Raw genomic sequence first — 26,484 nt, forward strand, 5'->3', positions numbered from 1 at the left:
CTTTTGTAACAAGAATAATGCAACGCCGGTTTCTGTACCATCGGTGACAATGCTGAACGCTGATTTTGCGCATGTATCACCTGAAGTGATTGCAGGAAATGTATACGACGGTAACCTGTATATTTCTTATTCCGGTGGAAATGGTGCTGCTTTTGACGCAGGCTCCGCTATCGCTTCTACAGGAGTAACAGGCTTAACAGCCGTGTTACAAAAAGGTACACTCGAAAATGGTATGGGAAATATCGTTTATAAACTAACCGGTACTCCATCAGCTTCAGGTGTCGCAGTGTTTAATGTGAGCTTTGGAGGACAAACTGTTACCGTAAATATTACTGTTGCTGAAACACCAGTTGTGAATACACTGTTCTGGGGATTCTTTGATGACTCCGGCACTCCAATGTCATTCTACGACGGATTTGGAAAAAAACCAAGTATGGCAATGATGTTTGATGCATGGACTGTAACCGGAAATAAAGACTTCCCGGTTCAGTTTTGCAGAAATGCAGATGCCGGCGGGTATGTACCGCATATTACATGGGAGCCAATGTTAGGATTAGCAGAACTGATGTCTGGTAAATATGATGACGATATCAGAAAGTACGGTGAAGCAATGGCCGCTTTCGGAAAACCAATCGTAGTACGTTTTGCACATGAGTTTAACGGCGACTGGTATCCATGGAGTATTTTTAATGAAGAACTGGTACCTGCAGCTACTTATGTACAAGGGTTCAGATATGTTCATGATAAAATTAAAGCAACCGGTGCAACAAATGTTTACTGGACATGGGCTCCGAATAATGCAAATGGTAATAACAATCCTCAAACCCTGGATGCCTATTATCCTGGTGATGAATATGTAGATATTATCGGTATGGACGGATATAATTTCGGTACATCACAATCATGGTCTAAATGGCAGAGTTTTGGCGAAGTATTTACAAATGTTTATTCATGGATTACACAAAATCACCCTGATAAACCAATTGTTATTTGCGAAATGGGAACTTCTTCTACAGGAGGTGATAAAGCTGCATGGATTACGGACATGTTTGTTCAGTTAGAAACAAACTTCCCGAAAATTAAAGCCTTCGTGTGGTTTAATATTGATAAAGAAACAAACTGGTTGTTTAATCAGACTGAAACCAGCACCAATGCTTTTAAAGCGGCTTTAAGTAATCCGCGTGTGGTAACCGACCGCACTTTCGGTGGAATTCTGAAATAAACCGAAGCATAATATAAATTGTAGAGAAGATGATTAAATATATTCCTCATTTACTGGTAGTGTTGCTGGCAGGTTGTAGCGACTCTACAGGTATTCCCGATTATAAACGCGCAGATTTATCCGTTGAAAAAAGAGTGAGTGATCTGTTAGCTCGAATGACAATTGAAGAAAAAGCCGGACAATTAAACCAGTTAGCCGGTGACCTGAATACCGGCCCCGCATCAGGAAATGCAGATTGGCAGCATAAATTACAATCCATTAAAAATGGTGAAGTAGGTTCTATGCTGAATGTTGTGGGGGCAGGTAAAACAAAGCAGGTGCAACAGGCTGCTCTTGATAGCAGGTTAGGGATACCTTTACTTTTCGGATATGATGTAATGCATGGCTATAAAACAATCTTCCCGATTCCATTGGCAGAAGCCTGTAGCTGGGATCTGGTACAGATTGAAAAAAATGCAACAGTAGCCGCAAACGAAACTTCAGCTGCCGGTGTGCACTGGACGTTCGGACCAATGTGCGATATCGGTAACGATCCGCGATGGGGAAGAGTGATGGAAGGTGCCGGTGAAGACCCCTGGCTGGGCGCTCAGATTGCCGCTTCAAGAGTAAAAGGATTACAGGGAAATCTCGACAGTAATCATATCCTGGCATGTGTAAAACACTATGCAGGTTATGGTGCGGTAGAAGGCGGTAAAGAATATGCTTATACAGATATGTCAAGAACCGAACTGTGGAATAAATATTTACCACCTTACAAAGCTGCTGTTGAAGCCGGCGCAGCCACTGTCATGAATGGCTTTAATACTTTTGAAGGCACACCTGTTACAGGAAATAAATACCTGCTGGATGAAGTACTGAAGAATAAATGGAATTTTAAAGGTTTTGTAGTAAGTGACTGGAACTCCATTGGCGAAATGGTGAATTGGGGATATGCTACTGACAATAAAGACGCTGCTTTAAAAGCACTTACTGCCGGTAGTATGATGGATATGGAAACCAAAGCACTGGTGGCACACATTCCTGAATTAGTGAAAGAAGGCAAGGTTTCTATGCAGCTCATCGATGATGCTGTTGGAAGAATCCTTTATTACAAATTTAAGCTCGGACTGTTTGATCATCCTTTTGCTTATTCTGATGAACAAAGAGAAGCCGCTACTTTGCTGAATGAAAAACACAGAAAAGAAGCTTTAGAGGCTGCTAAACGTTCTATCATCCTTTTACAAAATGAAAATAACGCACTACCCTTAAATAACAATACGAAAAAAATTGCATTAGTCGGTTTGTTTGCGCAGGATAAGAAACATTTGTTCGATTTCTGGGTGGCACAAGGCGATTTTAACGAAGCGGTTTCATTACAGGAAGGACTGCAATCTGTTTTTGCAAATACTGCTATCAGTTATAGCCAGGGTTACGAGGCGGATAGAGCAATATCAAACCAGACACTTATTGCTGATGCGGTTAATAAAGCCCGTGCCGCAGATGTCGTGATTGTAAACATTGGCCTCTCAGGAGAAATAGCCGGTGAAGCCCGGTCGCTGTCGGATGTGAGCATTCCTCAGAATCAGATAGCGCTGTTGAAAGAACTGAAAAAAACCGGTAAAAAAATTATAGCTGTTGTGTCTAGTGGCCGTCCGATGATTTTATCTGAAATTACAGGCTTGTGTGATGCCATCGTTTACACCTGGATTTTAGGTACCGAAAGTGGTAATGCCATTGCTCAGGTACTTTCAGGTAAATACAATCCTTCTGCGAAAACCGTTATGAGTTTCCCTTTAGCAGCCGGACAAATTCCTGTTTACTATAATCATTTCAGAACAGGCCGGCCGGCAACTGCTAACAGTAATGAAGTATGGGTAAGCCGTTACCGCGACATATCGAATGAACCATTGTATCCTTTCGGATTTGGATTAAGTTATACCACTTTCTCTTATAGCAATCTGGAGTTGAGCGATAGCGCGCTTCAGAGAGAAAATACTTTACGGGTAAAAGTGACGGTAACCAATACTGGTAGTTTCGATGGGGAAGAAGTGGTGCAGTTGTATATAAATGATGTAACCTCTTCCATACTCCGTCCGGTAAAAGAACTGAAAGGGTTTAAAAAAGTATTTTTAGAGAAAGGTGAATCAAAAGTGATGGAATTTATTCTCACAAACGAAGAACTGTCTTTTTACGATGGCGCGGGAAACAAAGTATTGGAAGAAGGTTGGTTTGAAGTGTTTGCCGGAGGTAACTCCCGTGATGTGTTGACCACCCGTTTCAGGTTAAAATAAAATACAGGTATTGGAGATTATTTCACAGGAATAGCAACTCTGAAAAATGGAGCTGACTTATATAGTCAGCTCTTTTATCTGATACATATGCGACCCCTCCGGGGTCGGGTCGTAACTCAGTCATGCTTTATAAATATGGCATCCCTTCGGGATGTTTTTTAGTTCTACAAAAAAGTAAATATTTTTAAAGTCTGCTATGATTGAAGCTGATGATAACAGCTCTTACCTGTATCTGATTTATTAACTTAGTGAGATTACCCTCCGGGATGCGGGATATTTTTGGTTCTACAAAAAAGTAAATATTTTTAAAGTCTGTTATGATTGAAGCTGATGATAACAGCTCTTGCCTGTATCTGATTTATTAACTTAGTGAGATTACCCTCCGGGATGCGGGATGTTTTTGGTTCTACAAAAAAGTAAATATTTTTAGAGTCTTTTATGATTGAAGCTGATGATAACAGCTCTTGCCTGTATCTGATTTATTAACTTAGTGAGATTACCCTCCGGGATGCGGGATGTTTTTGGCTCTACNCATATGCGACCCCTCCGGGGTCGGGTCGTAACTCAGTCATGCTTTATAAATATGGCATCCCTTCGGGATGTTTTTTAGCTCTACCAAAAAGTAAATATTTTTAAAGTCTGCTATGATTGAAGCTGATGATAACAGCTCTTACCTGTATCTGATTTATTAACTTAGTGAGATTACCCTCCGGGATGCGGGATATTTTTGGTTCTACAAAAAAGTAAATATTTTTAAAGTCTGTTATGATTGAAGCTGATGATAACAGCTCTTGCCTGTATCTGATTTATTAACTTAGTGAGATTACCCTCCGGGATGCGGGATGTTTTTGGTTCTACAAAAAAGTAAATATTTTTAAAGTCTGTTATGATTGAAGCTGATGATAACAGCTCTTGCCTGTATCTGATTTATTAACTTAGTGAGATTACCCTCCGGGATGCGGGATGTTTTTGGTTCTACAAAAAAGTAAATATTTTTAAAGTCTGTTATGATTGAAGCTGATGATAACAGCTCTTGCCTGTATCTGATTTATTAACTTAGTGAGATTACCCTCCGGGATGCGGGATGTTTTTGGTTCTACAAAAAAGTAAATATTTTTAAAGTCTGTTATGATTGAAGCTGATGATAACAGCTCTTGCCTGTATCTGATTTATTAACTTAGTGAGATTACCCTCCGGGATGCGGGATGTTTTTGGTTCTACAAAAAAGTAAATATTTTTAAAGTCTGTTATGATTGAAGCTGATGATAACAGCTCTTGCCTGTATCTGATTTATTAACTTAGTGAGATTACCCTCCGGGATGCGGGATGTTTTTGGCTCTACCAAAAAGTAAATATTTTTAAAGTCTGCTATGATTGAAGCTGATGATAATAGCTATTACCTGTATCTGATTTATTAACTTAGTGAGATTACCCTCCGGGATGCGCTGTTGAAGGCATTCTTCTACAGAGACGAAAGATTCTGTGTATATCAACTGAATAATAGGTTAAGCGTATGTATTTATTGTCAGGCATATTGACTCCCTTGTGGATGAGTTTTGGTATAGTTACAGTGTATTGGTAACTTAATTAATTGTAACGCATCGTGACCCCGGAGGGGTCACATACTTATAACAGAGCGCGAGTACCGGAACGACCCCAGAGGGGTCGCATATGTATCCCCTCTAAAATAATATACAAAAAATTAAGGAGATATCCAAACCCCAAAACAATCTCGCTATTCAGCTGACTCTTTGCTTATGGAAAAAAAGTAAGAATTTCTAGCATAGGCACACTTTTTTCTGGTCCTTTATCTTTGTATACCAATAGATTATTTCACTTCTTTTTGTAAATAATTTATTGTTCATTCAAAAAATTATTATATTTGCCACCCAATTAAGGTTGCCCAGGTGTTGAAACTGGTAGACAAGCCACCTTGAGGTGGTGGTGCTCGAAAGGGCGTGCAAGTTCGAATCTTGTCTTGGGCACTGACATAAAAATAACCGGCTGTATTACAGCCGGTTATTTTTATGTAGATACTATAAGTTTTTATTGCATTAATGGTTCATTTCCTGAACTTATTTCGAAAATAGTGCAGCAGATACATTATTAGAAAATTTTCTCTAATCTAAACCTGCATTTTTTTGTTTCATTATTATTGTTAATATATTGAATGTCAATTTCATATGTTCTGTTTCATATTAATTTGATTTGTTGAAACAAAAGTAGGATGCATTCAAACCCGTGACTTTGTTTAAAAATCAGAATATGCTTTGTTTATAAGAAAAATGATTTTAGGCTATAGTATTAATTGCCGGAAATATCTCTTAATACCTTTTTTCCATTTTCATTATCGGGATTCAGTTCGATAGATTTTTTATACATTCTGATCGCTTCCTCTTTCTGATTTGTTAACAGCAACGCTTCACCGTAACTGTCGAATGTGTTCCAATTTTTCGGAAAAATCATGGTTGCTGCTTTAAAAACCACTATTGCATTTTCTTTTTTGTTATGTCTGAGTAGTTCATATCCAAGCCTTATGAGTTGTCTTTCCGTTACACGGTATTTTTCAGGCTTTAAGAAATAATCGTTGAGTAATATTTCAGCATCATTTTTTTCTTTTTCTACTACTGTATAACCATAGAATCTGGAAAAGTCTCTCGAAGCAGGTTGGTAAGGTTGTTGATTAAGCATTGATAAGAGGGCATTTGAAGCAGCGAAAACAGCATTAGAGCCGGTGTTATCGAGGATAATGATCGTTTGTTTTTTGGTGATATTTCTCATCAGCATAGTCGTTAATCCGCTAAGTGAGCCGTCATGAAAAACTACTTTTCCATATTTTTCATCTGAGAATATTTCCCATCCTAGTCCGTAATAAACTTCTTTTTCATCTAAATAATAGGTAGCATTTTTTCCATTGTTTAGTTTAGCGGGGGTAAATGCTTCTTCCAGTTCCTCTGCACCCAATAAGCTGCCGTTATAAAGGCTTTTGTCGAATTGATACAGATCTTCAGCAGTGCTGATCATTCCCCCGTTTCCATAAAAATTACTTCTTTCATTTATTGTAAAAACGTCCGGAATATTTCTGGTATTTTCAAGTGTGGTAGTATAGAGATTAGTAAAGGTATAACGCTCTGTTTGTTGAGGATAAACATCTTTTCGGTTAGCAGGTTGTAGCGTGTTTTTCATACCTGCAGGGTTGAATATATACGTATGGAGATATTCGGCAAATGTTAGTCCTGATACTTTTTCAATAATCAATGCAGCAATACAAAAATTGGTATTATTGTATTCCCATTGATCTCCCGGATTGAACTGAAGTGGTAGATTATTTTGAACAAAAACAGGAATAAGATCATGGTTACTGATCAGGCGGGTTGGATCTTGTTCCATGATATTGTTGAAAATATCGTAATACTGCGGCAGCCCTGACGTATTACTTAAAAGATGTCTTATGGTTACATTCTGATAGGGAAATTCATACAGGTATTTTTGAACAGCATCATCCAGAGTTAATTTACCTTTTTGTTTGAGCTGCAGAATAGCTGTAGCCGTAAAGGGTTTGGTAATGGATGCGATGGGGAATCGGGTGTTTTTAGTGTGAAGAACTTTCTTACTCTGATCGGCAAAACCTAAAGATTGCTGGTAAATAATTTTATTATTGACAGCAATCAATGCATTGCCGTTAAATTGGTCAAAAGTGTGCAGATGGTTAAAGTATTCAGAGATATGTTTCACCGGATTTTGCGCATGCAGCAAAAAGCAGCTCATAAGTATAGTGAAAAATGAACCGCAGATTATAATTGTCTTTTTCATGGAACAGTTATAGTTTTAAAATGTTTTTTCCATGAATAAAGACGTATATGAATTTAAAATGTTTCAGGATGAAAAAAAAGCATAGTTGATTATTGGCACCAGCCATTATTATTGTATGCTGAGTTTTAGTATTTTCCGGATTATATTATTTTTCAATCATTTTGTATCTGTAAAAAAAATCTTTAAATTAAATCAGAATATTGTTTTTTGGCTCTACGGGTAATGGTATTTCCTCTTCACCAATCATCTGAAGTAAGTCAATTTCTATCGTACGGCAAATATTGAGCATGGGGATATCATTAAATAATCCCTCAAAAGGGTTTTCTGAATAGTCGCCTATTATTTCCATCACCACATATACCCAACCTACGATTACACCCGCAGGTATTGTCATCCATACCATTTCTTTTCCGAGGCTGCTGATAGGGCCTATTAGTCCGAATGGCAGCAGAAAAACGAAAATGCAAACGAAGATGAAACTAAAACTACTGTATTGCCTTGGAAGAGGGAATTTTTTGATACGTTCAGCTTTACCCTGCTCATGATAAAAGTTATTGATGGTATTTTGTAATTCCATCTGCTGCATCATATTAATCTGCCTGTTTTTGAATAATAGTTGCACTATTTCAGTTTGTTTATCCAGTATGTGGGTTGCCTTATTAGAAAATTTAGATAAAGATTGCATTTCTGCTTCGGAAAGATATTTTTTGTGAGCAATCTCTTCTAACTCTTTTGTATAAGCTCTGAATATTGCATTTTTTCTTTTTTGATTGAATATTCCAAAGCGCAATCCCAAACTAACATGTTCCCACTGAGTGGGTTGCAGTAGCTGTACCCTTAATTGGTACAGATAGGCAATATGACGAAAAATAAATTGTTTTCGTATGTCAAGAGAGTCGGCTGGCTGAGTGTTCTCCGAGTGCAGGTTTTTTATTGTTGTACCGGCAATGCGGCTGTTATTAATAATAGCCCCCCATATTTTTCTGGCTTCCCAAAGACGATCATAAGATTGGTTGTTTTTAAAACCGACGTAAAATGCTACAGATGTACCTATCAGGGTTAGCGGAAGGGTGGGCATTGTCAGAACTTTCCAGTCGGTGAAATAATAGATAGCGGTTACGATCAGCATCCATGCGGTAAGCCAGTATAAGTGATGGCCGGCAAATGTGAAGATATTATTCAGGCTAAGCGTCTTTCTTGTAATCATTAATTAGGTGAGTTTGATAATAAGAAATCGGGTTATTCAATAACATATCGTTCCTCGTCAATTCCGAACTTTATAAATATAAACTAAAACAAAGCAGGTTTACTTTTATTTGAAAATCCCGAATTTTATTTTTCAGGTTGTTACAAATATTTTGTACGAACAGATGGGTACTACGGGCAGGGGCAGGTGTTCAGTAAGGGTAAATCAGGAATTGATAAAAAACATTCCATTGTATAACTCAAAGCATTATGAATATTCTCTATTGTCGAAAAAATCATTTAAGTTTTACAATCGGATGTTTCAATCCGTTTACATCATTTTTAATCACAATGTATTTATCGATTGTTTCAAAAAGTTTCGTCAGTGTTTTAAATCCATAAGTTCTGGGGTCAAATGCTGGATCTATTTTTCTTAAGTTCGACCCTACATGTGAAACAAAAGCCTGATCATCTTCGTTTACTGAAATTTGAAATGCTTTATCAATAAGACTTAAGTCCAGCTTCAAAGCTTCCTGTGTTTTTTCATTAACAATTACTTTTTCAGTTTTACCTGTTTGACCAGTTGGGGCAACTGTGGTTTTTTTATCTTTTTTTGGAGCAGATTTTTTAGACTTTGCTTTTGTCTGATCCTTCTGTACTGTAAGTGTTAATATTTTACCAGGCTCTTCATTTACCAGGTTTTCTGTAAAGGTGAATATTTCACAGGAGTTAACAAAGGCAATGGGCGTATGTCGTTTTCCGATACCCATTACAAAAAGACCTTCTTCTCTGATTCTTTTGGCTAATCCGGTGTAATCACTATCGCTTGATACAATACAAAAACCCTCGATATTTCCTGCATGTAAAATATCCATTGCATCGATAATGAGAGAACTATCCGTTGAATTCTTACCAGTGGTATAAGAAAATTTCTGAATGGGATTAATTGAATACTGATTGATGATTTCTTTCCAGCTATTCAGTTGAGGCGAAGTCCAGTCGCCATATACTCTTCTGATAGTTGCCTTTCCGTATATAGAAACTTCTTCAATGATTTCTTTCATTAATTTTGCCTGTGCATTATCTCCGTCTATCAACACCGCTATATTAAATTTATTATTAGCCATATCTTTAAAGGATTAATAAATTGAAAATTAAGTCAGTGATCTTTTTAATGTAATTCTGAAATGAGTGCCTTTTCCCGGCTCTGAATGTACGAGTTGCAGATTACCCTGATGGTATTCATTAATAATTCTTTTAGCTAAACTCAGGCCTAATCCCCAACCACGTTTTTTAGTTGTAAAACCCGGTTGAAAAATCTGTGCCTGAACGGTACGCGACATTCCTTTTCCGTTATCGGTAACATCAATATGAACTTCTTCTGCTTTTTCTGTAAACTGAATACTGATTTTACCAGAGTGGTCAATAGCATCCAGTGCATTTTTAATAAGGTTTTCCAGTACCCAGTCAAAGAGGGTAGGAGAAAGTGGAAGGTGAATGGGGTGTTGAGGTAAATCTACTTCAAACTGTACTTTATTGGAGGCCCGCACCTGCATGTAGTCTGTTACGCTTCTGATTTGTTGAATCAGTTCACTGTTTTGCAATACCGGAATCGACCCGATCTTACCAAAACGGTCAGATACGAGTTTCAGCCGGTTAATATCTTTTTCCATGAGCTCAGAAAGGTTGGGCGGAGGAGATTCTTTCATAAGTTCTACCCATCCTTGTAAGGAGCTGAGTGGAGTACCAAGCTGGTGAGCTGTTTCTTTTGCCATGCCTACCCAAAGTTGGTTCTGGGTAGATTTATTGGCAGTATTAATGGCATAAATCATCAGTCCGATAAACAGACCAACAATAATTAATTGTACGATCGGAAAATATTTGATTTGTTGAGACAGTGCGGTAGCGCCGTAATAGTAATAATTCTTCTGATCAGTTTTAATCGGATCCTGCCAGATAATTGGCTCCTGCACTTTTGAAAACTCTTTCAATAAGTGGCGAAGATAAGTGGTGTCTTTACGTATTTCATCTTCGTTGATATTAACATATTGTGTGATTTCTCCTTTTTCGTTGGTTTCAATAATAGGAATGGAAGTGTTCTGAGTGATGATAGAAGAAGTGAGTCCGTCTGTGATACCACTCGAATCGATTAACAATAATTTACCTGCCTCCACCCACTGCATTACCTGCTTACGTTCAGCATCGGCAATTTGTTTGGCAATGTGTTGAGAGTACCATAGCGTTCCGGTCACTATTAAAATAGCGATAAAAGCGCCGATCGTTTTTCCGCTCCATAATGATTTGAACATGCGTTAAATTTACACAATTGCTTATAACTTTTACCGTTTTAATTGAATAATTGATAACTTGCCTAGAATAGAACGATAAAAAAAGATAAATGTCTGCTCCAAAAGTTGCGGTGGTTATTTTAAACTGGAATGGAAGAAATTATTTAGAACAATTTTTGCCCTCTGTAACCGGTACTTCATATCTTAATACAGAAGTAGTGGTGGTGGATAATTGTTCTACGGATGACTCTGTGGCCTTTATCCAAAGTCAATATCCGCAGGTAACGATTGTTCAGCTGAAACAAAATTACGGCTTTGCCAAAGGCTATAATGAAGGCTTGAAACAGGTAGAGGGAGAGTACTATGTACTGTTGAATTCAGATGTAGAGGTAGATACCGGTTGGTTAGAGCCGATGGTTGCATTAATGGAGTCTGACCCGAAAATAGGCATCTGTCAACCCAAACTATTACAATATCATTCACCTGATCATTTTGAGTACGCCGGAGCTGCCGGCGGATGGTTGGATCATTGGGGCTATCCTTTTGCGCGGGGAAGAATTTTTGATATTTGTGAAGAAGATAAAGGACAGTACGATGATTCAGTGCCGGTATTCTGGGCAAGTGGTGCTGCAATGATGATAAGATCATATTTGTATCATGAACTGGGAGGGTTGGATGAGTACTTTTTTGCGCATCAGGAGGAAATTGATTTATGCTGGCGGGCACAACGCGCCGGTTATATGGTATATGCCTGCGGCCAGTCGAAAGTGTATCACGTAGGTGGCGGAACGCTGCCGAAAGGAAATATGCGAAAAGTATACCTGAACTTCAGAAATAATCTGGTAATGTTATCGAAGAACTTACCTTTCAGACGGTTACTCTGGGTATTGACAGTCAGGTTCTGGCTCGACCATATTTCTTCAGCAAAAGCGATCTGGAATGGTGAAATGAGGTATGCTTATGCGGTGATCCGGGCGCACCATGCTTTTGGAAAATGGCTGTGCAGTAACTGGAAAACGATCAGAAAAGAGAAAAAAACAACCAAAAACCTGAAAGGATATTATAAAGGAAGTGTGGTGTGGTGGCACTTTGCGGGGAAGAAAAAAACATTTCGAGAAATTTTGAGAGGTAAAGCGTGATTTTTTAAAAAGTAAATATTATTTTTGCAACGCAATCAATACGTTATGGATCAACAACAACAACCAACAGAAAAAGACATCACCAAAAATTGGGTGAGCTCTTCACGTTATTTGTGGTATTTATCAGTATTTGCTATTGTAACCATGGTTTTAGGTGGTTGCTACAGCTTATATAAACACCGTTATAAAGGCAAACCTGAAGTAGAGGTTCCGACTTCTTCTCATTATACACCTGAGTATAAATAGTTTAGGGTAGAAAAAAGATAAAAAAAAGATGATAAAAAATTTTGAAGTTATCATCACATTCTTATCTTTGCAATCCCAAAACAAAAAGCTCTTTATTAAAATATTGTTTGCGGAAGTAGCTCAGCTGGTAGAGCACAACCTTGCCAAGGTTGGGGTCGCGGGTTCGAATCTCGTCTTCCGCTCTAAAAAGAGTCCATCTTTAGGTTGATGGATTTTTTTTGCACTCGGGTGGCGGAACTGGTAGACGCGCAGGACTTAAAATCCTGTTTTCAGTAATGAAAGTGTGGGTTCAATTCCCATCCCGAGTACCAGGGTTTTCTCTCTTCATATAGTTGGAGAAGAAAAAAGTTCTTAAAATATTTGCTTGAAAATCAAATATTTATTTGGTGGTTTGTTAAGAAATTGTATCTTCGCAAACTCTTATGCGGAAGTAGCTCAGCTGGTAGAGCACAACCTTGCCAAGGTTGGGGTCGCGGGTTCGAATCTCGTCTTCCGCTCAAGTTCTACCTAGAATCACTCGGGTGGCGGAACTGGTAGACGCGCAGGACTTAAAATCCTGTTTCCAGTAATGGAAGTGTGGGTTCAATTCCCATCCCGAGTACAAAGGTCATTCAGTAATGAATGGCCTTTTTTTATGCANTCAGTAATGAAAGTGTGGGTTCAATTCCCATCCCGAGTACCAGGGTTTTCTCTCTTCATATAGTTGGAGAAGAAAAAAGTTCTTAAAATATTTGCTTGAAAATCAAATATTTATTTGGTGGTTTGTTAAGAAATTGTATCTTCGCAAACTCTTATGCGGAAGTAGCTCAGCTGGTAGAGCACAACCTTGCCAAGGTTGGGGTCGCGGGTTCGAATCTCGTCTTCCGCTCAAGTTCTACCTAGAATCACTCGGGTGGCGGAACTGGTAGACGCGCAGGACTTAAAATCCTGTTTCCAGTAATGGAAGTGTGGGTTCAATTCCCATCCCGAGTACAAAGGTCATTCAGTAATGAATGGCCTTTTTTTATGCACTTTCTTTTCAATCGATCAGGTAAACTTTAAGATGTTTGAATCTTGTCTTGAGTACAACTGTTTTTTTTAATATTGATGTGGGAAGTTTTATCTACGTAAATACTTCACAAGTCAATCTTCACTGAAATATTTCTTCTCACACATCATTGTTGCTGCTGCATATTCTTCTGGTTTTCATATTTAAAAAAGGAGCATTGCTGTTAGAAGTACTCTGTTGCAGCGTGCTCAACAAATGATTACAAATTACGATGCACTTTGCATTTCTTTTTTTCGTTAATTTAGGTGGACGTTATCCTATTACCTTTCGGGAATGCGAATGCGTCATTAAACCTAATCAACCCAGTACAATGAAGTACCTTTTCCTTTTGATCATCCTTATTGGTTTTAGCAGTTGCAAAACCAACTACACCCTTACCACCTTTTATGTAAAGAACCCTACGGCACAATCACTCAACTTTAAAGCCAGTATTATTAAATATAACTCAATGGGACCTTACGAAATGACACTGCCTTTCACCGTACTGCCGGGAGATAGTGTACTGGCCAGACAAGTTAAACTGAGAAACGATATTCCTCCTAATAAATGGTTTACACAGTTTGTAAATTTTCCGGTAGAAGGCATTGTTTTTAATGATCCTAACCTGGAAAATAACTGGGTGAAATCTATTGACGAAAAAGGAAAACCTGTATTCACTTTTACCTTAGCAAAATGATTAAAAAAATATTACTTGCATGTATGCTGATACCATCGGTTTGCCTGGTTACTGCACAGGATACTGATTTGTTAAATCGTTTGCAGGCAATCCATAACAGAGGTATTGACTTTTATAATGTGGACGGAATTGAAATTACCAGCGAAATCAAAGACATTCCCCTGAATGCAAAAAGTATTGTAAAAGGGTTTAAAAATCTGAAACTGAAAGAAAAAGACCTCACAGCAACCGAACCTTTACTGGGTTTTCCGAATAGTTATTTTTCTAAAACGGAAGAAAAGCCGGCAGGTTTACACACTACTACTGACTACTATTTTGTAGAAAGTATTGATAAAAAAGTGATAGGGTTTACTTTTACTACTGTTAATAAAACCGATAATGAACTACAAAGAGAGTTTATAAACCTGGTAAGAAACAATCTGATACCTTCCAATGTGTATAATAAACTGCAACTTGATAGTATTAACTTCGCCGGCAGAAAAATTTTGTTAGGTAATAGTTGTGCATGGATGGGGGTAAACAATGTTCAATGCCGCTTTTATGGTCAGATGAACTGGAGTGTACACAAAACACAGGAAAGCGCTACCCAATCAGTCAATAACCAGTATGTTAGTATTTCTGCCGGAAATAAAGGTAAAATTGTAAGCGATACCACCGTTTCTGTAATTTTTGAGGGAGTTGAAACAAATGCAAGAAGAATTATGTACGACTTTACCGGGGTTACAGGATTACTGGCGGGTATGAGTGGTGGTAAAAACCTGACGATCTATTTTGTTGCAGCACCCGTAAGAGATCATTATGTAAGCTGTGTTATGAGCTTCTGGAATAATGATCAGATCAATGCCGGTGGATTGTCGCCTTTATTGGAACAAATAATGAAACTTAGGTAAATGCCTGACTAAGTTGTTACGCTACTGATATAATTCTAATTGTAAAGAAATAGAATGAAACCCTTACTGACATTAATTATTCTGCTGTCATTGAGCTCTTGCCTGATTGCACAAACAAACGATTTCCCAAAGTCATGGGAAGGTAACTGGAAAGGTGAAATAAATATTTTTTCAGCCAATGGTAAACATTTGGTTCCGGTGAGTCTTGTCATTCATCCGATAGATTCCGACCGCTGGTCGTGGACCTTGCATTACGAAGCACCCAATCAAACCCCGAGAAAATATGAATTGGTAAAGGAAAAAGAAACCTGGAAAATTGACGAAAAAAACGGAATTGTATTACCGCAACAATTTATAGGTGGCCGCATGGTCAGTAGCTTTTCTGTAGGAGGTAATTTGTTGATCTGTTATTATTGGCTGGAAGAAGATGCTCTTCATATGGAAATACACGTAGTGGCAAAGGCCCCCAGCAGTAAAAGTATATCAGAAACAGAAGAAGTATTCGAAGTTTCAAATCATCTTATCGGCGCTTTTCAGAAAGCCATACTTTACAGGAAGTAAAACAATGGTAAAGCGTGGATAAAAATCTAAGCGTACAACATTATTCTGTCTTGAATAAGTATTTGTATATATTCTATTGTAAAAAAGCCCATTCTGGTACAATGCCGGAATGAGCTTTTTTAGATGTATAAAGAAATTTTATTTATACTGGTACTCAACTTTTCCGATCAAACGGTTTTGCTTACCGGTACAAACGTCGCTTATTTTTAGTCCCTTTTCATTATAGGCATACTTCCATAACTGGTAGTCTCTTTTGTCATCTGTAGTAACCAGCATCGAAGCAAGACGGCCATTGGGTTGATATTCAAATACAAAATCGGGCAGTAGCTGATTGGAGCGTGCGTGATGCCTTACTATATCCGTTAATTGTTGTTGTACATTGTAATAATAATAGTAGGTCTGATGTAATACTTTACCTTTTCTTATTTTTTCTTCAACTATTTTTCCTTCCTCATCTTTTACAAATTCAACAAATAAAGTATCGTAACCTTTTTGAGTGACGGTAAGTCTGGATGGGGTATTTCCAGCGTATTCATAATTTTGGATAGATTCCAGGCTCAATTGCCCGCGACTGTATGATTTCAGTTGCATTCTTTTTAATAACTCACCTTCGTAGAAGTATTGAGTAATCTGTTTCGTATTTAACGAACTGTCCATGGTTTGAATAAGTTGCCCGGCTTCATTAAACTGATGTTGGGTGATACTGGTACCTTCCCACGATGTTGTAGCAGATCTCCATGTCTTGTATTGTTGTAAAAACTGGATAGTAGATGAGAAATCTTCCATTTTTTCACCGCGGTCGTCGAAAGAAATCATGGTGATTTGCTTTACTCCGTTCGACTTATAATCTTTCAATTGCGTTTGTAACTGACGGATTCTTAAAATATTATTGTAATAATATTGGGCATGTACAGATTGGTTCGCTATTAAAGCTATACTCAATATAATCAACAAGCGCATCATAAATAACGAGTTATATTTTTATAAAATTCATTCATTTCTTACTTTTAAGCAAAATATTTTCTAGTGAGTCATCATAAGCAACGCACCGAAACAAACTGTCTGAACTGTGGAAATGAAGTGAATGGACTTTATTGTTCAAAATGTGGGCAAGCAAACGTTGAAGTGAAATTAACCTTTTGGCAAACGATAACGCATTTTCTTGCTGATTTATTCCATTATGATAGTAAATTTTTGTTATCTATCAAATATCTGATTACACGTCCCGGTTTTTTAGCAAATAAGTGGTTTGAAGGGAAAAGAGCCAGTTACCTCGATCCATTCAAAATGTATATTTTCGGCTCTGCGATCTTTTTCTTTACCCTGTCTTTTGTAATATCTGATACGGGTAAGAATATCAAAATTAATGGGAAAGAGAAAGAAATTAACTGGAAATATGATAGCTTAACATTGTATGGGGTAAAATATGGAGGTTATGAGGATTATCAAAAGCGGCAGGATTCTTTACCCGAATCAGAGAAAGACGGAGGCCTCAGAAAGTTTTTTAATGAAAAGTCCTTCAAGTTGAATGACACTTTCCGTTTACAGGGAAGTTCCTCCATTAACTTTCTCATTAAACTTTATGTGAGTACTATACCGTACCTCCTATTTATATGTTTACCCATATTTGCCGGTATCCTGAAGTTATTGTATATACGAAGAAAAGAATATTATTATAGTGATCATGGAATATTTACCATGCACCTGGTTCTGTTCATTTTTATAGCAAACCTGATACTCATTTTACTCAATATGATACCGTGGAGTGTAGGTGGTCTGGTAACTTTTGCTATGACTATATTTATTATTTATCATATTTATAAATCGTTTAAAAACTTTTATAAGCAGAGCCGTTCCAAAACACTGGTCAAGTATATTTTGTTTAGTGTACTGGCGTTTTTGGTGTTACTGTTCGCTTTTGTAGCAGGTATGATATTACTACTGGTAAAATTATAATCTTAATTCATGCAATCTTTACATAGTGAAGCTTTTGACCGGTTGGTCAAAATTATGGACGAGCTGAGACAAGGCTGTCCCTGGGATCGTAAGCAAACTATTCATACTTTACGGCCTTTAACAATAGAAGAATTGTATGAACTGGTAGATGCAATTACCGACGAAGACTGGAAAGGCATTGAAGAAGAAATCGGTGATGTTTTGCTGCATCTGGTATTTTATGCAAAAATTGCCAGCGAACAACAACAGTTTACCTTAGCGGGCGCTATTAACAAAATTTGCGACAAATTGATACACCGACATCCCCATATTTACGGCGATGTGAAGGTTGAAAATGAAGAGGAGGTCAAGAAAAACTGGGAACAACTGAAGTTAAAAGAAGGAAAAAAATCAGTATTAAGCGGTGTTCCGAAAGCTTTACCGGCTATTGTTAAAGCCACCCGCCTGCAGGAAAAGGCAAAACAGGCAGGCTTTGAATGGGATAATATCCAGGATGTATGGAAAAAAGTAAAGGAAGAAATGAGTGAGCTGGAGGAGGCTGTTGAGTTAAAACAACAGCAGCATATTGAAGAAGAGTTTGGAGATTTATTGTTTTCGCTGGTAAACTACGCACGATTTTTGCAGATTGACGCTGAAAACGCACTGGCCAAAGCCAATCAGAAGTTTATGAACCGGTTTGTAGCAATGGAAGCCCTGGCTGAAGAAAAAGGACTGATATTTAGTGAGCTCAGTCTTGAAGAGCAGGATCAGCTCTGGAATGAAATTAAACACCAAAAATAGCGGTATTGAAAACCCGAATTTTCAATTTTGTAAGAAAAAACGTTTTCCTGGTAATCTCCATCATTTTGTTGCTGATTACTGTAGGCATCATTCAGTTTAATGAACAGGAGAATAGTGCCGTTGCACATTACCAGGGCCGCATTCAAAAAGAGATATACAAAAAAGAACAGGTTTTTGCTGATGTTGTTGCCAATAGTGAAACCATACATGCATTGGCGCAACAGGCTTTTACTGAAGAGAAACTGAAATACTATTTACAGGAAAACCTGGAAATAGGTATTTATGTTTATGAAATATCCCCCGAAAAAGAACTGCAGCTTAAATTCTGGAATACGCAACAAATGTTGCCTAAAACTTCTGCTTACGATGCCTCTAATGTTCCCCGTCTGGTAACACTTGAAAACGGTTTTTTTGTAAGGCTTTCACAAACAGTTTATTGGGAAGATCAAATTTTTAAGGTGATTGGATTGATTCCGGTTCAATGGAAGTATTTTGTTGAAAATGCCAACCTTCGTAAGAATTTTGAAGGGTTTTCCCGTGCTATAGATTGGATTGATCTAACCACTAATATCACCGATTACCCCGTACATAGCCGTGAGCAGGATAATATTTTTTATCTCTATCAGCACCATAACTCCAGCCAACACCACACAGCTGGTATTGTGATTATCTGGGCTGTTGTCTTTTTTCTGTTTTGTTTACAAGTGCACCAATGGGCACACCGGATTTATCTTAAAAAAAATCTGACCTTTGCAGCTTCAATATTATTACTGATCATATTTGTGCTGCGGATTTTCCTTTACTGGTGTACCGTTTACTTCTCCATTAATCAATTTGAACTGTTTGATCCGAGTGTGTACGGCTCTTCATTACTGCTGAGTTCGCTGGGTGACTTATTGATACATGTACTATTAGGATGCTGGTTGATTTTATTTATTAATCGTAGAATTGATTACTCGCGCATCAAAGTTTATTCAAAAGGATGGATGAATTTAGCCCTCTACCTTACCTTGCTTTTCAGCTTAGTAATTTACAGTTTTCTGGTGGCTGATCTGATTCAAAGTCTGGTAGCCGATGCTAAAATCTCTTTCAATGTTACTAACTTCTTTAGCCTGAGTATTTATAGTTTACTGGGTTTCCTGATTCTTGCCGTATTGACGGTAGGTTATTTCTTTGGTGCTCATATACTCATTAAACTGTCAAAATATTTTGAACCTGCAATACCGTTTATTATTTACGGAGTAATCGCTTTTTTCGGCCTCGCTGTATTGTCGGCGATCCGTAATAACGAAATGATTGAGTTAAACCTCATGGTATTGTTATGGTTACTGCTGTTTGTTGCTTTGATCAAAACAAAATGGCTGGGTGGCATGGAGCCTAATCTCACCAATACGCAAATGCTGATCTGGCTATTTGTTTTTTCAGTTTCCATGTCAGTACTGATTGTTTTCGAAAACAAAAAAATAGAGTTAGATCAGCGCAAACGCTTTGCCGAAAAACTGGCACAGCAATCAGATCCGTCCAGTGAGAGATTACTAAGTATTACGCTAACTTATCTGGATAATAATTTTCTATATCCTAACTTCAAACGTTTTCAGGATCCGGTGATTAATGCCTACCTGAAAGACAGTATCATTAACAAAAGCTTCAGTGCATATCTGAATAAGTATGATACCCGTATCTACACATTCGACTCTTCTTTTCATGTTTTGCATAATGAAGACAACAGTTCTTATGACGTTCTGAATACCATTTATCAGATTCAGGGCAAAAAAACATTGATTCCTGATCTGAAATATTATGAACGTGCTTATGATAAGTATACCTATATTTTCCGAAGAGAAGTTATCGATGATAATGATGTTCCTGTAGGATATTTTTTCGTAATCTCAGATCCGAAACGTTACAAGGCGGATGCATTGGTACCGGAACTATTTAAGCAGTCGAGAGAACTGACGCCCGAATATGCACCCAATTACTCTTATGCGGTGTATTCAGGCGGTAAACTGCTGAATTATGTGAATGATTATGCCTTTCCGACTTCGCTCCGTAGCGATCAATTACCGAAAGAAGAATTTAGTACCAATAATCAGGGTGAATATACTGAACTATGGTACAAACACAGCGGTGACAGAATTGTAGTTATTGCTATAAAAACAAATACCATACTTGAAACTATTACCTTATTTGCTTATCTATTCAGTACTTTTCTGGTATTACTGTTAGGGTACCGTTTATTGTCAATTCTGTTGCGATCGAGGTTTCAGTATGAATCACTGAACAGGTATTTTCAGGTAACCATCCGCACTCAGATTCATGGTGTAATCATTATGGTGAGTGTATTCTCGTTCCTTATTATTGCTGTTGTAACTATTTTGTTCTTTATCAATCGTTACCAGAGAGATAATCAGGACCGGCTTAGCCGCGCCAGTCAATTGATGGTGACCGAAGTAGAAAAACAGGTGAACCGGTTCAGGTTGATCGATATTATCGGTACAGCTCTTTTTGATAAATCTTATGAATTTGAGCTTGAAAATCTGGTAGGAGAAATTTCTGAAGTTCATGGTACGGACGTTAATCTGTATGACACACTGGGTAAATTAAGAGTGAGTTCAAATCCGGATATCTACCAGAGAGGGGTGGTGAGCGATATGATGAATCCACTGGCATTTTACCGGTTACAGAATTTACGGCAGGTACAAACTGTAACTGACGAAAAAATAGGTGCAGTAGATTATCAAAGTATTTATTCTCCGGTGAGAGATGATGCCGGCAGGGCAGTAGCATATCTGAATACCCCTTCATTTAATACTCAATCGGAATTAAAACAGGAAATTTCTAACTTCCTGGTAACGATTATTAACCTTAATGCCTTTGTTTTTCTTGTGGCCGGATTGATTGCTGTTTTTATTACCAACCGAATTACCCGGTCATTCTCATTAATCGCTGAAAGAATGCGTGAGGTAACGCTGAGCAAGATGAATGAAGAAATTGTGTGGAATCGTAACGATGAAATTGGCGTATTGGTTAAAGAATATAACCGGATGGTATTAAAGTTAACGGAAAGTGCTGATGCGCTGGCAAAGTCTGAACGCGAAGGTGCCTGGCGTCAGATGGCTCGTCAGGTGGCACATGAAATTAAAAATCCGTTGACACCGATGAAACTCAGTATTCAATATTTACAAAAAGCCATCGACGATAATCACCCGAACGTAAAAGATCTTACAAGAAATGTAGCCAATACCCTGGTAGAACAGATTGATCACTTATCCAAGATTGCTTCTGACTTTTCGCAGTTTGCAAATATTGGTGTGGCTAAAAAAGAAGTGTTTGATCTGCATGAAGTTTTACAGTCATTAACACACTTGTATCAAACAAACGAAGCTATCGTATTGAACTGGCAGCCTTTGAACGAGGCGCTATTGATTAATGCTGATAAAACACAAATCAACCGGTTGTTCACTAATTTGTTGCAGAATGCGGTAGAGGCTATTGCCGAAAATGACTTCAGGAAAATTGATGTAAAAGAAGTTCATTTTGGAGAAGATATCATTGTTAGTATTCAAGACAACGGAAAGGGAATTCCGGTAAATATGGGTGATAAAATATTTACTCCAAATTTCACTACCAAATCATCCGGAACAGGTTTAGGTTTGGCGATGTGTAAGTCGATCGCAGAGCAATCTAACGGAGATATATGGTTTGAAACACATGAAGGGCAAGGAACAGTCTTTTTTGTTCGCTTACCCTTATTGCCTTCCGTAGGTTAAAATCTGCGTTGTTTAACTTTTTGCAGATAAGCTTCAAATTCGTTCAAGGATAAACTGCTCAGATTTTGCGCGGCTGATAAACCCGCTTTCTGGGCAGCAATAACACCGAAGCGGCAATCATGAAACCCTTCAATGCTATGGGCATCCGGATCTATTGACAGAGGTACCCCTTTTTCCATCGCGTATTGAATCCAGGTCCAGTCAATATCTAATCTTCTCGGGTGTGCATTAATTTCAATGGCTACTGAATGATCGGCACAGGCGTCAATAATAGTTTTATGATCAACGGGGTATCCTGGTCTGCTCAGCAATAATCTTCCGGTCATATGCCCCAAAATGGTAGTATATGGGTTTTGAATGGCTGTTAACAAACGTTGCATTGCTTTTTCTTCAGTCATCTTAAGGTTGCTGTGAACGGAAGCGATGATCAGGTCAAAAGTGCTTAATATTTCGTTAGAATAATCCAACTGTCCGTCATTCAGAATATCACACTCAATACTTTTGAATATTTTAAAGTTGGCATACTGTTGGTTGAGCTGATTGATATATAAATGCTGTTCTTTTATTCTTTCTTCATTCAATCCGTTTGCATAAAAAGCCGATTTACTGTGATCGCTGATCACCAGGTATTCATAACCTTGCTGAATACAGGCTTTTACCATCTCTTCAATGGTATTAACGCCATCACTCCAGTTACTGTGGGAGTGAACAATTCCTTTAATCTGGTTCGGTTGAATGAGCGTTGTTTGTTGTTCAATGATATGATCAAGTGCAGCACTTCTTCTGAGTGCCGGTAAAATCGCGGGAAGACCGGCTGCTTCCAGTAATGCCTTATCATCAACATATGCTTTGTTGAAAGAATCGCCCATTTTGTTTTGGATTGCTTCAACAAAAACAGCATCGCTGCTATGCGATAAAAGCGTCTGACCAAAAGTTTCTATAGCAGTAAAAATCACTTCTACCTTAATTTGCTCGGGTGAAAGAGCGATCAGAGTAATGTTGGTACTTTCCTCAACACTGAAACCTGCGGTTATCAGATAATGCTGAACATCATTCGGGATGGCGGTAGTAACGATGGTTAATTCATCGATCGTATCCATTTGTTTAACAAAATTACCGGCTATTTTGGAGAGGGCGTATGCAAATGCTGTTTGAAAGTTCTTTTCGAGCTGTAGGGCATATGGTTCGATTTCAGCCCATAGAAAGCTGCCTTTATTACGCATGAAAAATTCGATGGCATCTTTTACATTCTTCTGTGTTTTTTCGCCGAATCCTTTATATAAAAGTAACCTGTTTTCGTTGCAGGCGTACAATAGTTCTCCTAACGATTCGATGCCCATTTCTTTCCAGACGGTAGCAATTTTTTTTGGCCCCAGGCCTTTTATCTGCAGCATTTCTAATACACCGGAAGGGGTATTAGAAATGAGATCGGTTAAGTTCGACAGTGTACCGGTTTCAAGTATTTCCAGAATCTTTTTGCCTGATGACTCTCCAATGCCTTTAATAGCAAAGATTTTATCAGGTGATAAACCATGTAGTGGCATGGGCAGTTTATCCACTGTAAAGGCGGTATTGGCGTAAGATTTAGACTTAAAGGAGTTTTCTCCGTGTATGTCCATCAATTTGGCAAGTAGTGTGAACTGGTCTGATATATATCCGTTATCGATTTGCATAGTGCAAAAATAGGGTAGAAGGAGGAAAAGCGGTAGGGGGCGTCAAAATTAAAAAGCAGCGTATGGGAGGGGGGTAGAGACAATAAAAAATCCCCAACAAAGTTGGGGACCTTTTTATTTCGTTCAATTAGTTGCGAAGAATTATTTCTTTGCAGCTTTTTTAGGTGCTTTTTTTGCAGCTTTTTTAGCGGCTTTCTTAGGAGCAGCTTTCTTTGCAGCCTTTTTAGGAGCAGCTTTTTTAGCAGCTTTCTTAGGAGCAGCCTTTTTAACAGCTTTCTTAGCGGCTTTTTTAGGAGCAGCTTTTTTAGCGGCTTTCTTTGGAGCTGCTTTTTTTGCTACTTTTTTAGTAGCAGCTTTTTTAGGCGCAGCCTTTTTAGTAGCTACTTTTTTAGCAGCTTTCTTTTTAGTTGCCATTTTTTTTGAATTTAACGGTTAGTAAAAATAGAATTTACGAAAGTAAAAATATAAACATTCTACAAACCGTCAAAAAAATTTTTCACAATTTGTGAAAAAAATATTATGGCATAGTAACGATATTCACAACCGTTCTATCTTCTTTACCTTTTTTGAACTCTACTACACCCTCAGTTAAAGCGAATAAAGTGAAATCTTTACCTACTCCAACATTTTTACCAGGATGGTATTGAGTACCACGTTGACGTACGATGATGTTACCGGAAATAGCTGGTTGACCACCGTAGATTTTTACTCCAAGACGTTTGCTTTGTGAGTCGCGGCCGTTCTTTACGCTACCTTCCCCTTTTTTATGTGCCATGATAAATAGAATTTGAATTTGATACAATGATGAACTCAACATAACCTTCCGGTTATGGGTGACTTCACATCCAATTAAGCAATATCAGTAACTTTGATTTTTGTAAAATGAGTACGGTGTCCGTGTTTTTTACGGAAGCCTTTTCTTCTCTTCATTTTAAAAGCAATCACCTTGTCACCTTTTACTTGATCAACGATCTCAGCTTTTACAACAGCTTTTACATCATTACCGGCGGTCAAGTTACCGTCTTGATCGATCATTAATACTTGTGAGAATTCCACTTTGTCTCCGGCATTACCGTTTACGTGAGGCACAAATAAAGTTTGATCTTTCTGAACTCTAAATTGCTGGCCGGCTATTTTTACAACTGCGAACATAATTTTCCAAAATTAGGAGTGCAAAGGTAGGGTTTTAAATTATATAACCATCAAATTTTCAGAAAATATTCTGAAAAAATTGATTTTTTCTACATTTTTAACCCATTAACGCCGCGAAATTAAATCCTTTTTCTGCATTTTCCTATTTTTCACTTTGAATTTCAGGCACTTTTTTACCCACACGGCACTATTTTCTCACTTTTCAGCTATCTTTCTGAAAATCAAATATTAATTTTTAAACTTTCAATTTCTTTTATAAACCGATTTAATGTAGGTTTGTTAATCTATATAATAGATCACAATTATTTGATTTTGTAATGCATATTAAGTCTTTATTGGCAAAACCATTTGCCAGCTATGTTACGAAGGGGCTGAAGAAAAGTGCGAATACGGCTATTGAAGACCAAGAGCGAATTTTTAAGCAACATATCAAAGTCCTTAGAAATACTGACTTTGGAAAAGATCACCGCTTGAACGAAGTGAACGACTTTGCTTCATTTGCACAGGCGGTACCGGTTCGCGACTACGAAATGCTAAAGCCTTATATCGAGAAAATTAAGGAGGGCAAACACAATGTTTTGTGGAAAGGGCAACCTATTTACTTCGCAAAAACATCCGGCACGACCAGTGGTGTTAAATATATTCCTATCACTAAAGATTCTATCGGCAATCTGATTAATTCAGCCCGGAATGCTTTGCTATCTTATATAGCCGAAACCGGGAATGCACAATTTACTGACGGAAAAATGATCTTTCTTTCAGGATCTCCCGAATTGATCCGTATTGCCGGTATTCCTACCGGTCGGTTGAGCGGTATCGTGAATCACCATATTCCGGCTTATCTCAGAAGAAATCAGTTACCTACTTACGAAACCAATTGTATCGAAGAGTGGGAGGAGAAGCTGGACAGGATTGTTGCGGAAACCCTTAATCAGAATATGACGCTGATTTCAGGTATCCCACCATGGATGCAAATGTATTTTGACCGTTTAAAGGAAAAAACGGGTAAATCGATTAAAGACATTTTTCCTAATTTTTCGGTGATGGTGCACGGAGGGGTTAACTTTGAACCGTACAAACAAAAGTTGTTCGATTCAATCGGAAAACCTGTACATTCTATTGAAACATTTCCTGCCTCCGAAGGGTTTTTTGCTTATCAGGATACGCAAACTGAAGAAGGATTACTGTTAAATACAAACAGTAGTATTTTCTTTGAATTTGTGCCGGTAAATGAAATGCAGCAGCCCAATCCCCGTCGCTTAACACTGAAAGATGTTCAACTGAACGAGAATTATGCTTTAATCGTTAATAATAACTCCGGTTTGTGGGGATATAATATCGGTGATACCGTAAAGTTCGTTTCGTTGAATCCTTACAGAATTGTAGTAACAGGCAGAATTAAACACTTTATCTCTGCTTTTGGCGAACATGTGATCGGAGAAGAGGTTGAACATGCATTAATCAAAGCAGCACAGGAAGAAGGAGTGGGTATTACCGAATTTACGGTGGCTCCTCAAATCGTGCAGGGCGAAGGAAAATCGTATCATGAATGGTTTGTTGAATTTGAAAACGTTCCTGATAATCTTGAAAATTTCTCTTTAAGGGTAGATCGTTATCTGAGAGATAAAAACATCTACTACGAAGATTTGATTTCCGGTAATATTTTGCGACCTTTAAAGATCTCTATTGTTCGGAAAAACGGCTTCATCGATTATATGAAATCGATAGGTAAGCTGGGTGGGCAAAATAAAGTTCCCCGTTTAAGTAATGATAGAAAATTAGCCGACGGATTACAACCGTTTTTGATATAAGACG

General features: G+C 37.9%; 20 protein-coding genes and 7 tRNA genes. 18 read left to right on the forward strand and 9 right to left on the reverse strand.

The window, feature by feature from the left end:
• Positions 1-49: 49 nt before the first annotated feature.
• From D9O48_RS11945 to D9O48_RS11955, 3 genes are all read left to right on the forward strand, one after another.
• Positions 50-1,222, forward strand: coding sequence for a glycoside hydrolase family 26 protein (locus tag D9O48_RS11945; protein ID WP_158624882.1), 1,173 nt, complete (start codon positions 50-52; stop codon positions 1,220-1,222).
• 29 nt (positions 1,223-1,251) lie between these two features.
• Positions 1,252-3,492 (forward strand): beta-glucosidase BglX, encoded by a 2,241-nt coding sequence (bglX, locus tag D9O48_RS11950; protein WP_126973218.1) that lies wholly within the window; start codon positions 1,252-1,254, stop codon positions 3,490-3,492.
• Positions 3,493-5,393: 1,901 nt separating this feature from the next.
• Positions 5,394-5,477 (forward strand) — tRNA-Leu (locus D9O48_RS11955).
• A 319-nt stretch (positions 5,478-5,796) separates the two neighbouring features.
• Here D9O48_RS11955 and D9O48_RS11960 read toward each other — a convergent pair.
• From D9O48_RS11960 to D9O48_RS11975, 4 genes are all read right to left on the reverse strand, one after another.
• The gene (locus D9O48_RS11960) at positions 5,797-7,305 is read right to left on the reverse strand and encodes a serine hydrolase domain-containing protein (RefSeq protein WP_126973219.1); all 1,509 of its coding nucleotides are present in this window, start codon (positions 7,303-7,305) and stop codon (positions 5,797-5,799) included.
• Between the two features lie 187 nt (positions 7,306-7,492).
• Complete coding sequence (locus D9O48_RS11965; protein ID WP_126973220.1) at positions 7,493-8,512, reverse strand: bestrophin family protein; 1,020 nt, start codon at positions 8,510-8,512, stop codon at positions 7,493-7,495.
• A 274-nt stretch (positions 8,513-8,786) separates the two neighbouring features.
• A complete protein-coding gene (locus D9O48_RS11970; protein ID WP_126973221.1) occupies positions 8,787-9,617 on the reverse strand; it encodes an NYN domain-containing protein in 831 nt (276 codons plus the stop codon).
• Between the two features lie 27 nt (positions 9,618-9,644).
• Positions 9,645-10,799 carry a sensor histidine kinase gene (locus D9O48_RS11975; protein ID WP_126973222.1) on the reverse strand — a complete coding sequence of 385 codons (1,155 nt, stop codon included), beginning with the start codon at positions 10,797-10,799 and terminating at the stop codon, positions 9,645-9,647.
• Positions 10,800-10,888: 89 nt separating this feature from the next.
• Here D9O48_RS11975 and D9O48_RS11980 point away from each other — a divergent pair, with 89 nt between their 5' ends.
• The 11 genes from D9O48_RS11980 (at position 10,889) to D9O48_RS12030 (ending at position 15,338) form a co-directional block, all read left to right on the forward strand.
• Positions 10,889-11,917 (forward strand): glycosyltransferase family 2 protein, encoded by a 1,029-nt coding sequence (locus D9O48_RS11980; RefSeq protein WP_126973223.1) that lies wholly within the window; start codon positions 10,889-10,891, stop codon positions 11,915-11,917.
• A 45-nt stretch (positions 11,918-11,962) separates the two neighbouring features.
• Complete coding sequence (locus tag D9O48_RS11985; RefSeq protein ID WP_126973224.1) at positions 11,963-12,163, forward strand: hypothetical protein; 201 nt, start codon at positions 11,963-11,965, stop codon at positions 12,161-12,163.
• 109 nt (positions 12,164-12,272) lie between these two features.
• Positions 12,273-12,345 (forward strand) — tRNA-Gly (locus D9O48_RS11990).
• A 40-nt stretch (positions 12,346-12,385) separates the two neighbouring features.
• Positions 12,386-12,474 (forward strand) — tRNA-Leu (locus D9O48_RS11995).
• Positions 12,475-12,587: 113 nt separating this feature from the next.
• Positions 12,588-12,660: transfer RNA gene (locus D9O48_RS12000), tRNA-Gly, on the forward strand.
• Between the two features lie 18 nt (positions 12,661-12,678).
• Positions 12,679-12,764: transfer RNA gene (locus tag D9O48_RS12005), tRNA-Leu, on the forward strand.
• A gap of 194 nt (positions 12,765-12,958) precedes the next feature.
• A tRNA-Gly gene (locus D9O48_RS12010) sits at positions 12,959-13,031 on the forward strand.
• An 18-nt stretch (positions 13,032-13,049) separates the two neighbouring features.
• A tRNA-Leu gene (locus D9O48_RS12015) sits at positions 13,050-13,135 on the forward strand.
• 386 nt (positions 13,136-13,521) lie between these two features.
• Positions 13,522-13,887: a hypothetical protein gene (locus tag D9O48_RS12020; RefSeq protein WP_126973225.1), complete on the forward strand. Its 366-nt coding sequence runs from the start codon at positions 13,522-13,524 to the stop codon at positions 13,885-13,887.
• Between the two features lie 23 nt (positions 13,888-13,910).
• Positions 13,911-14,777: a hypothetical protein gene (locus D9O48_RS12025; RefSeq protein ID WP_126973226.1), complete on the forward strand. Its 867-nt coding sequence runs from the start codon at positions 13,911-13,913 to the stop codon at positions 14,775-14,777.
• 54 nt (positions 14,778-14,831) lie between these two features.
• A complete protein-coding gene (locus D9O48_RS12030; RefSeq protein WP_126973227.1) occupies positions 14,832-15,338 on the forward strand; it encodes a hypothetical protein in 507 nt (168 codons plus the stop codon).
• A 138-nt stretch (positions 15,339-15,476) separates the two neighbouring features.
• Here D9O48_RS12030 and D9O48_RS12035 read toward each other — a convergent pair whose 3' ends face one another.
• Positions 15,477-16,301: a hypothetical protein gene (locus D9O48_RS12035; protein WP_126973228.1), complete on the reverse strand. Its 825-nt coding sequence runs from the start codon at positions 16,299-16,301 to the stop codon at positions 15,477-15,479.
• Positions 16,302-16,364: 63 nt separating this feature from the next.
• Between D9O48_RS12035 and D9O48_RS12040 the strand changes: the two genes are divergently transcribed.
• The 3 genes from D9O48_RS12040 to D9O48_RS12050 are packed head-to-tail and all read left to right on the forward strand — an operon-like array spanning position 16,365 to position 21,844.
• On the forward strand, positions 16,365-17,294 hold the full coding sequence (locus D9O48_RS12040; protein ID WP_126973229.1) for a DUF3667 domain-containing protein: 930 nt from the start codon (positions 16,365-16,367) through the stop codon (positions 17,292-17,294).
• A 9-nt stretch (positions 17,295-17,303) separates the two neighbouring features.
• The gene (gene mazG, locus D9O48_RS12045; RefSeq protein ID WP_126973230.1) at positions 17,304-18,074 is read left to right on the forward strand and encodes a nucleoside triphosphate pyrophosphohydrolase; all 771 of its coding nucleotides are present in this window, start codon (positions 17,304-17,306) and stop codon (positions 18,072-18,074) included.
• A gap of 5 nt (positions 18,075-18,079) precedes the next feature.
• Positions 18,080-21,844, forward strand: a complete 3,765-nt coding sequence (locus D9O48_RS12050) for a sensor histidine kinase (protein WP_126973231.1) — start codon at positions 18,080-18,082, stop codon at positions 21,842-21,844.
• On the opposite strand, the gene D9O48_RS12055 is transcribed toward D9O48_RS12050, so the two are convergent.
• From D9O48_RS12055 to rplU, 4 genes are all read right to left on the reverse strand, one after another.
• Positions 21,841-23,517, reverse strand: coding sequence for a DNA polymerase/3'-5' exonuclease PolX (locus tag D9O48_RS12055; protein ID WP_126973232.1), 1,677 nt, complete (start codon positions 23,515-23,517; stop codon positions 21,841-21,843). The two genes, D9O48_RS12050 and D9O48_RS12055, sit on opposite strands and share 4 nt — an antisense overlap.
• Positions 23,518-23,658: 141 nt before the next feature.
• Entirely contained in the window at positions 23,659-23,931 is a 273-nt protein-coding gene (locus tag D9O48_RS18765; protein WP_158624883.1) for a hypothetical protein, read from the reverse strand.
• A 103-nt stretch (positions 23,932-24,034) separates the two neighbouring features.
• On the reverse strand, positions 24,035-24,292 hold the full coding sequence (rpmA, locus tag D9O48_RS12065) for a 50S ribosomal protein L27 (RefSeq protein ID WP_126973233.1): 258 nt from the start codon (positions 24,290-24,292) through the stop codon (positions 24,035-24,037).
• 74 nt (positions 24,293-24,366) lie between these two features.
• Positions 24,367-24,669, reverse strand: a complete 303-nt coding sequence (gene rplU / locus D9O48_RS12070) for a 50S ribosomal protein L21 (RefSeq protein ID WP_126973234.1) — start codon at positions 24,667-24,669, stop codon at positions 24,367-24,369.
• Positions 24,670-24,986: 317 nt separating this feature from the next.
• Between rplU and D9O48_RS12075 the strand changes: the two genes are divergently transcribed.
• A complete protein-coding gene (locus D9O48_RS12075) occupies positions 24,987-26,480 on the forward strand; it encodes a GH3 auxin-responsive promoter family protein (RefSeq protein WP_126973235.1) in 1,494 nt (497 codons plus the stop codon).
• Positions 26,481-26,484: the final 4 nt, after the last annotated feature.

Source organism: Gynurincola endophyticus, assembly GCF_003991195.1.
GTDB lineage: Bacteria > Bacteroidota > Bacteroidia > Chitinophagales > Chitinophagaceae > Gynurincola > Gynurincola endophyticus.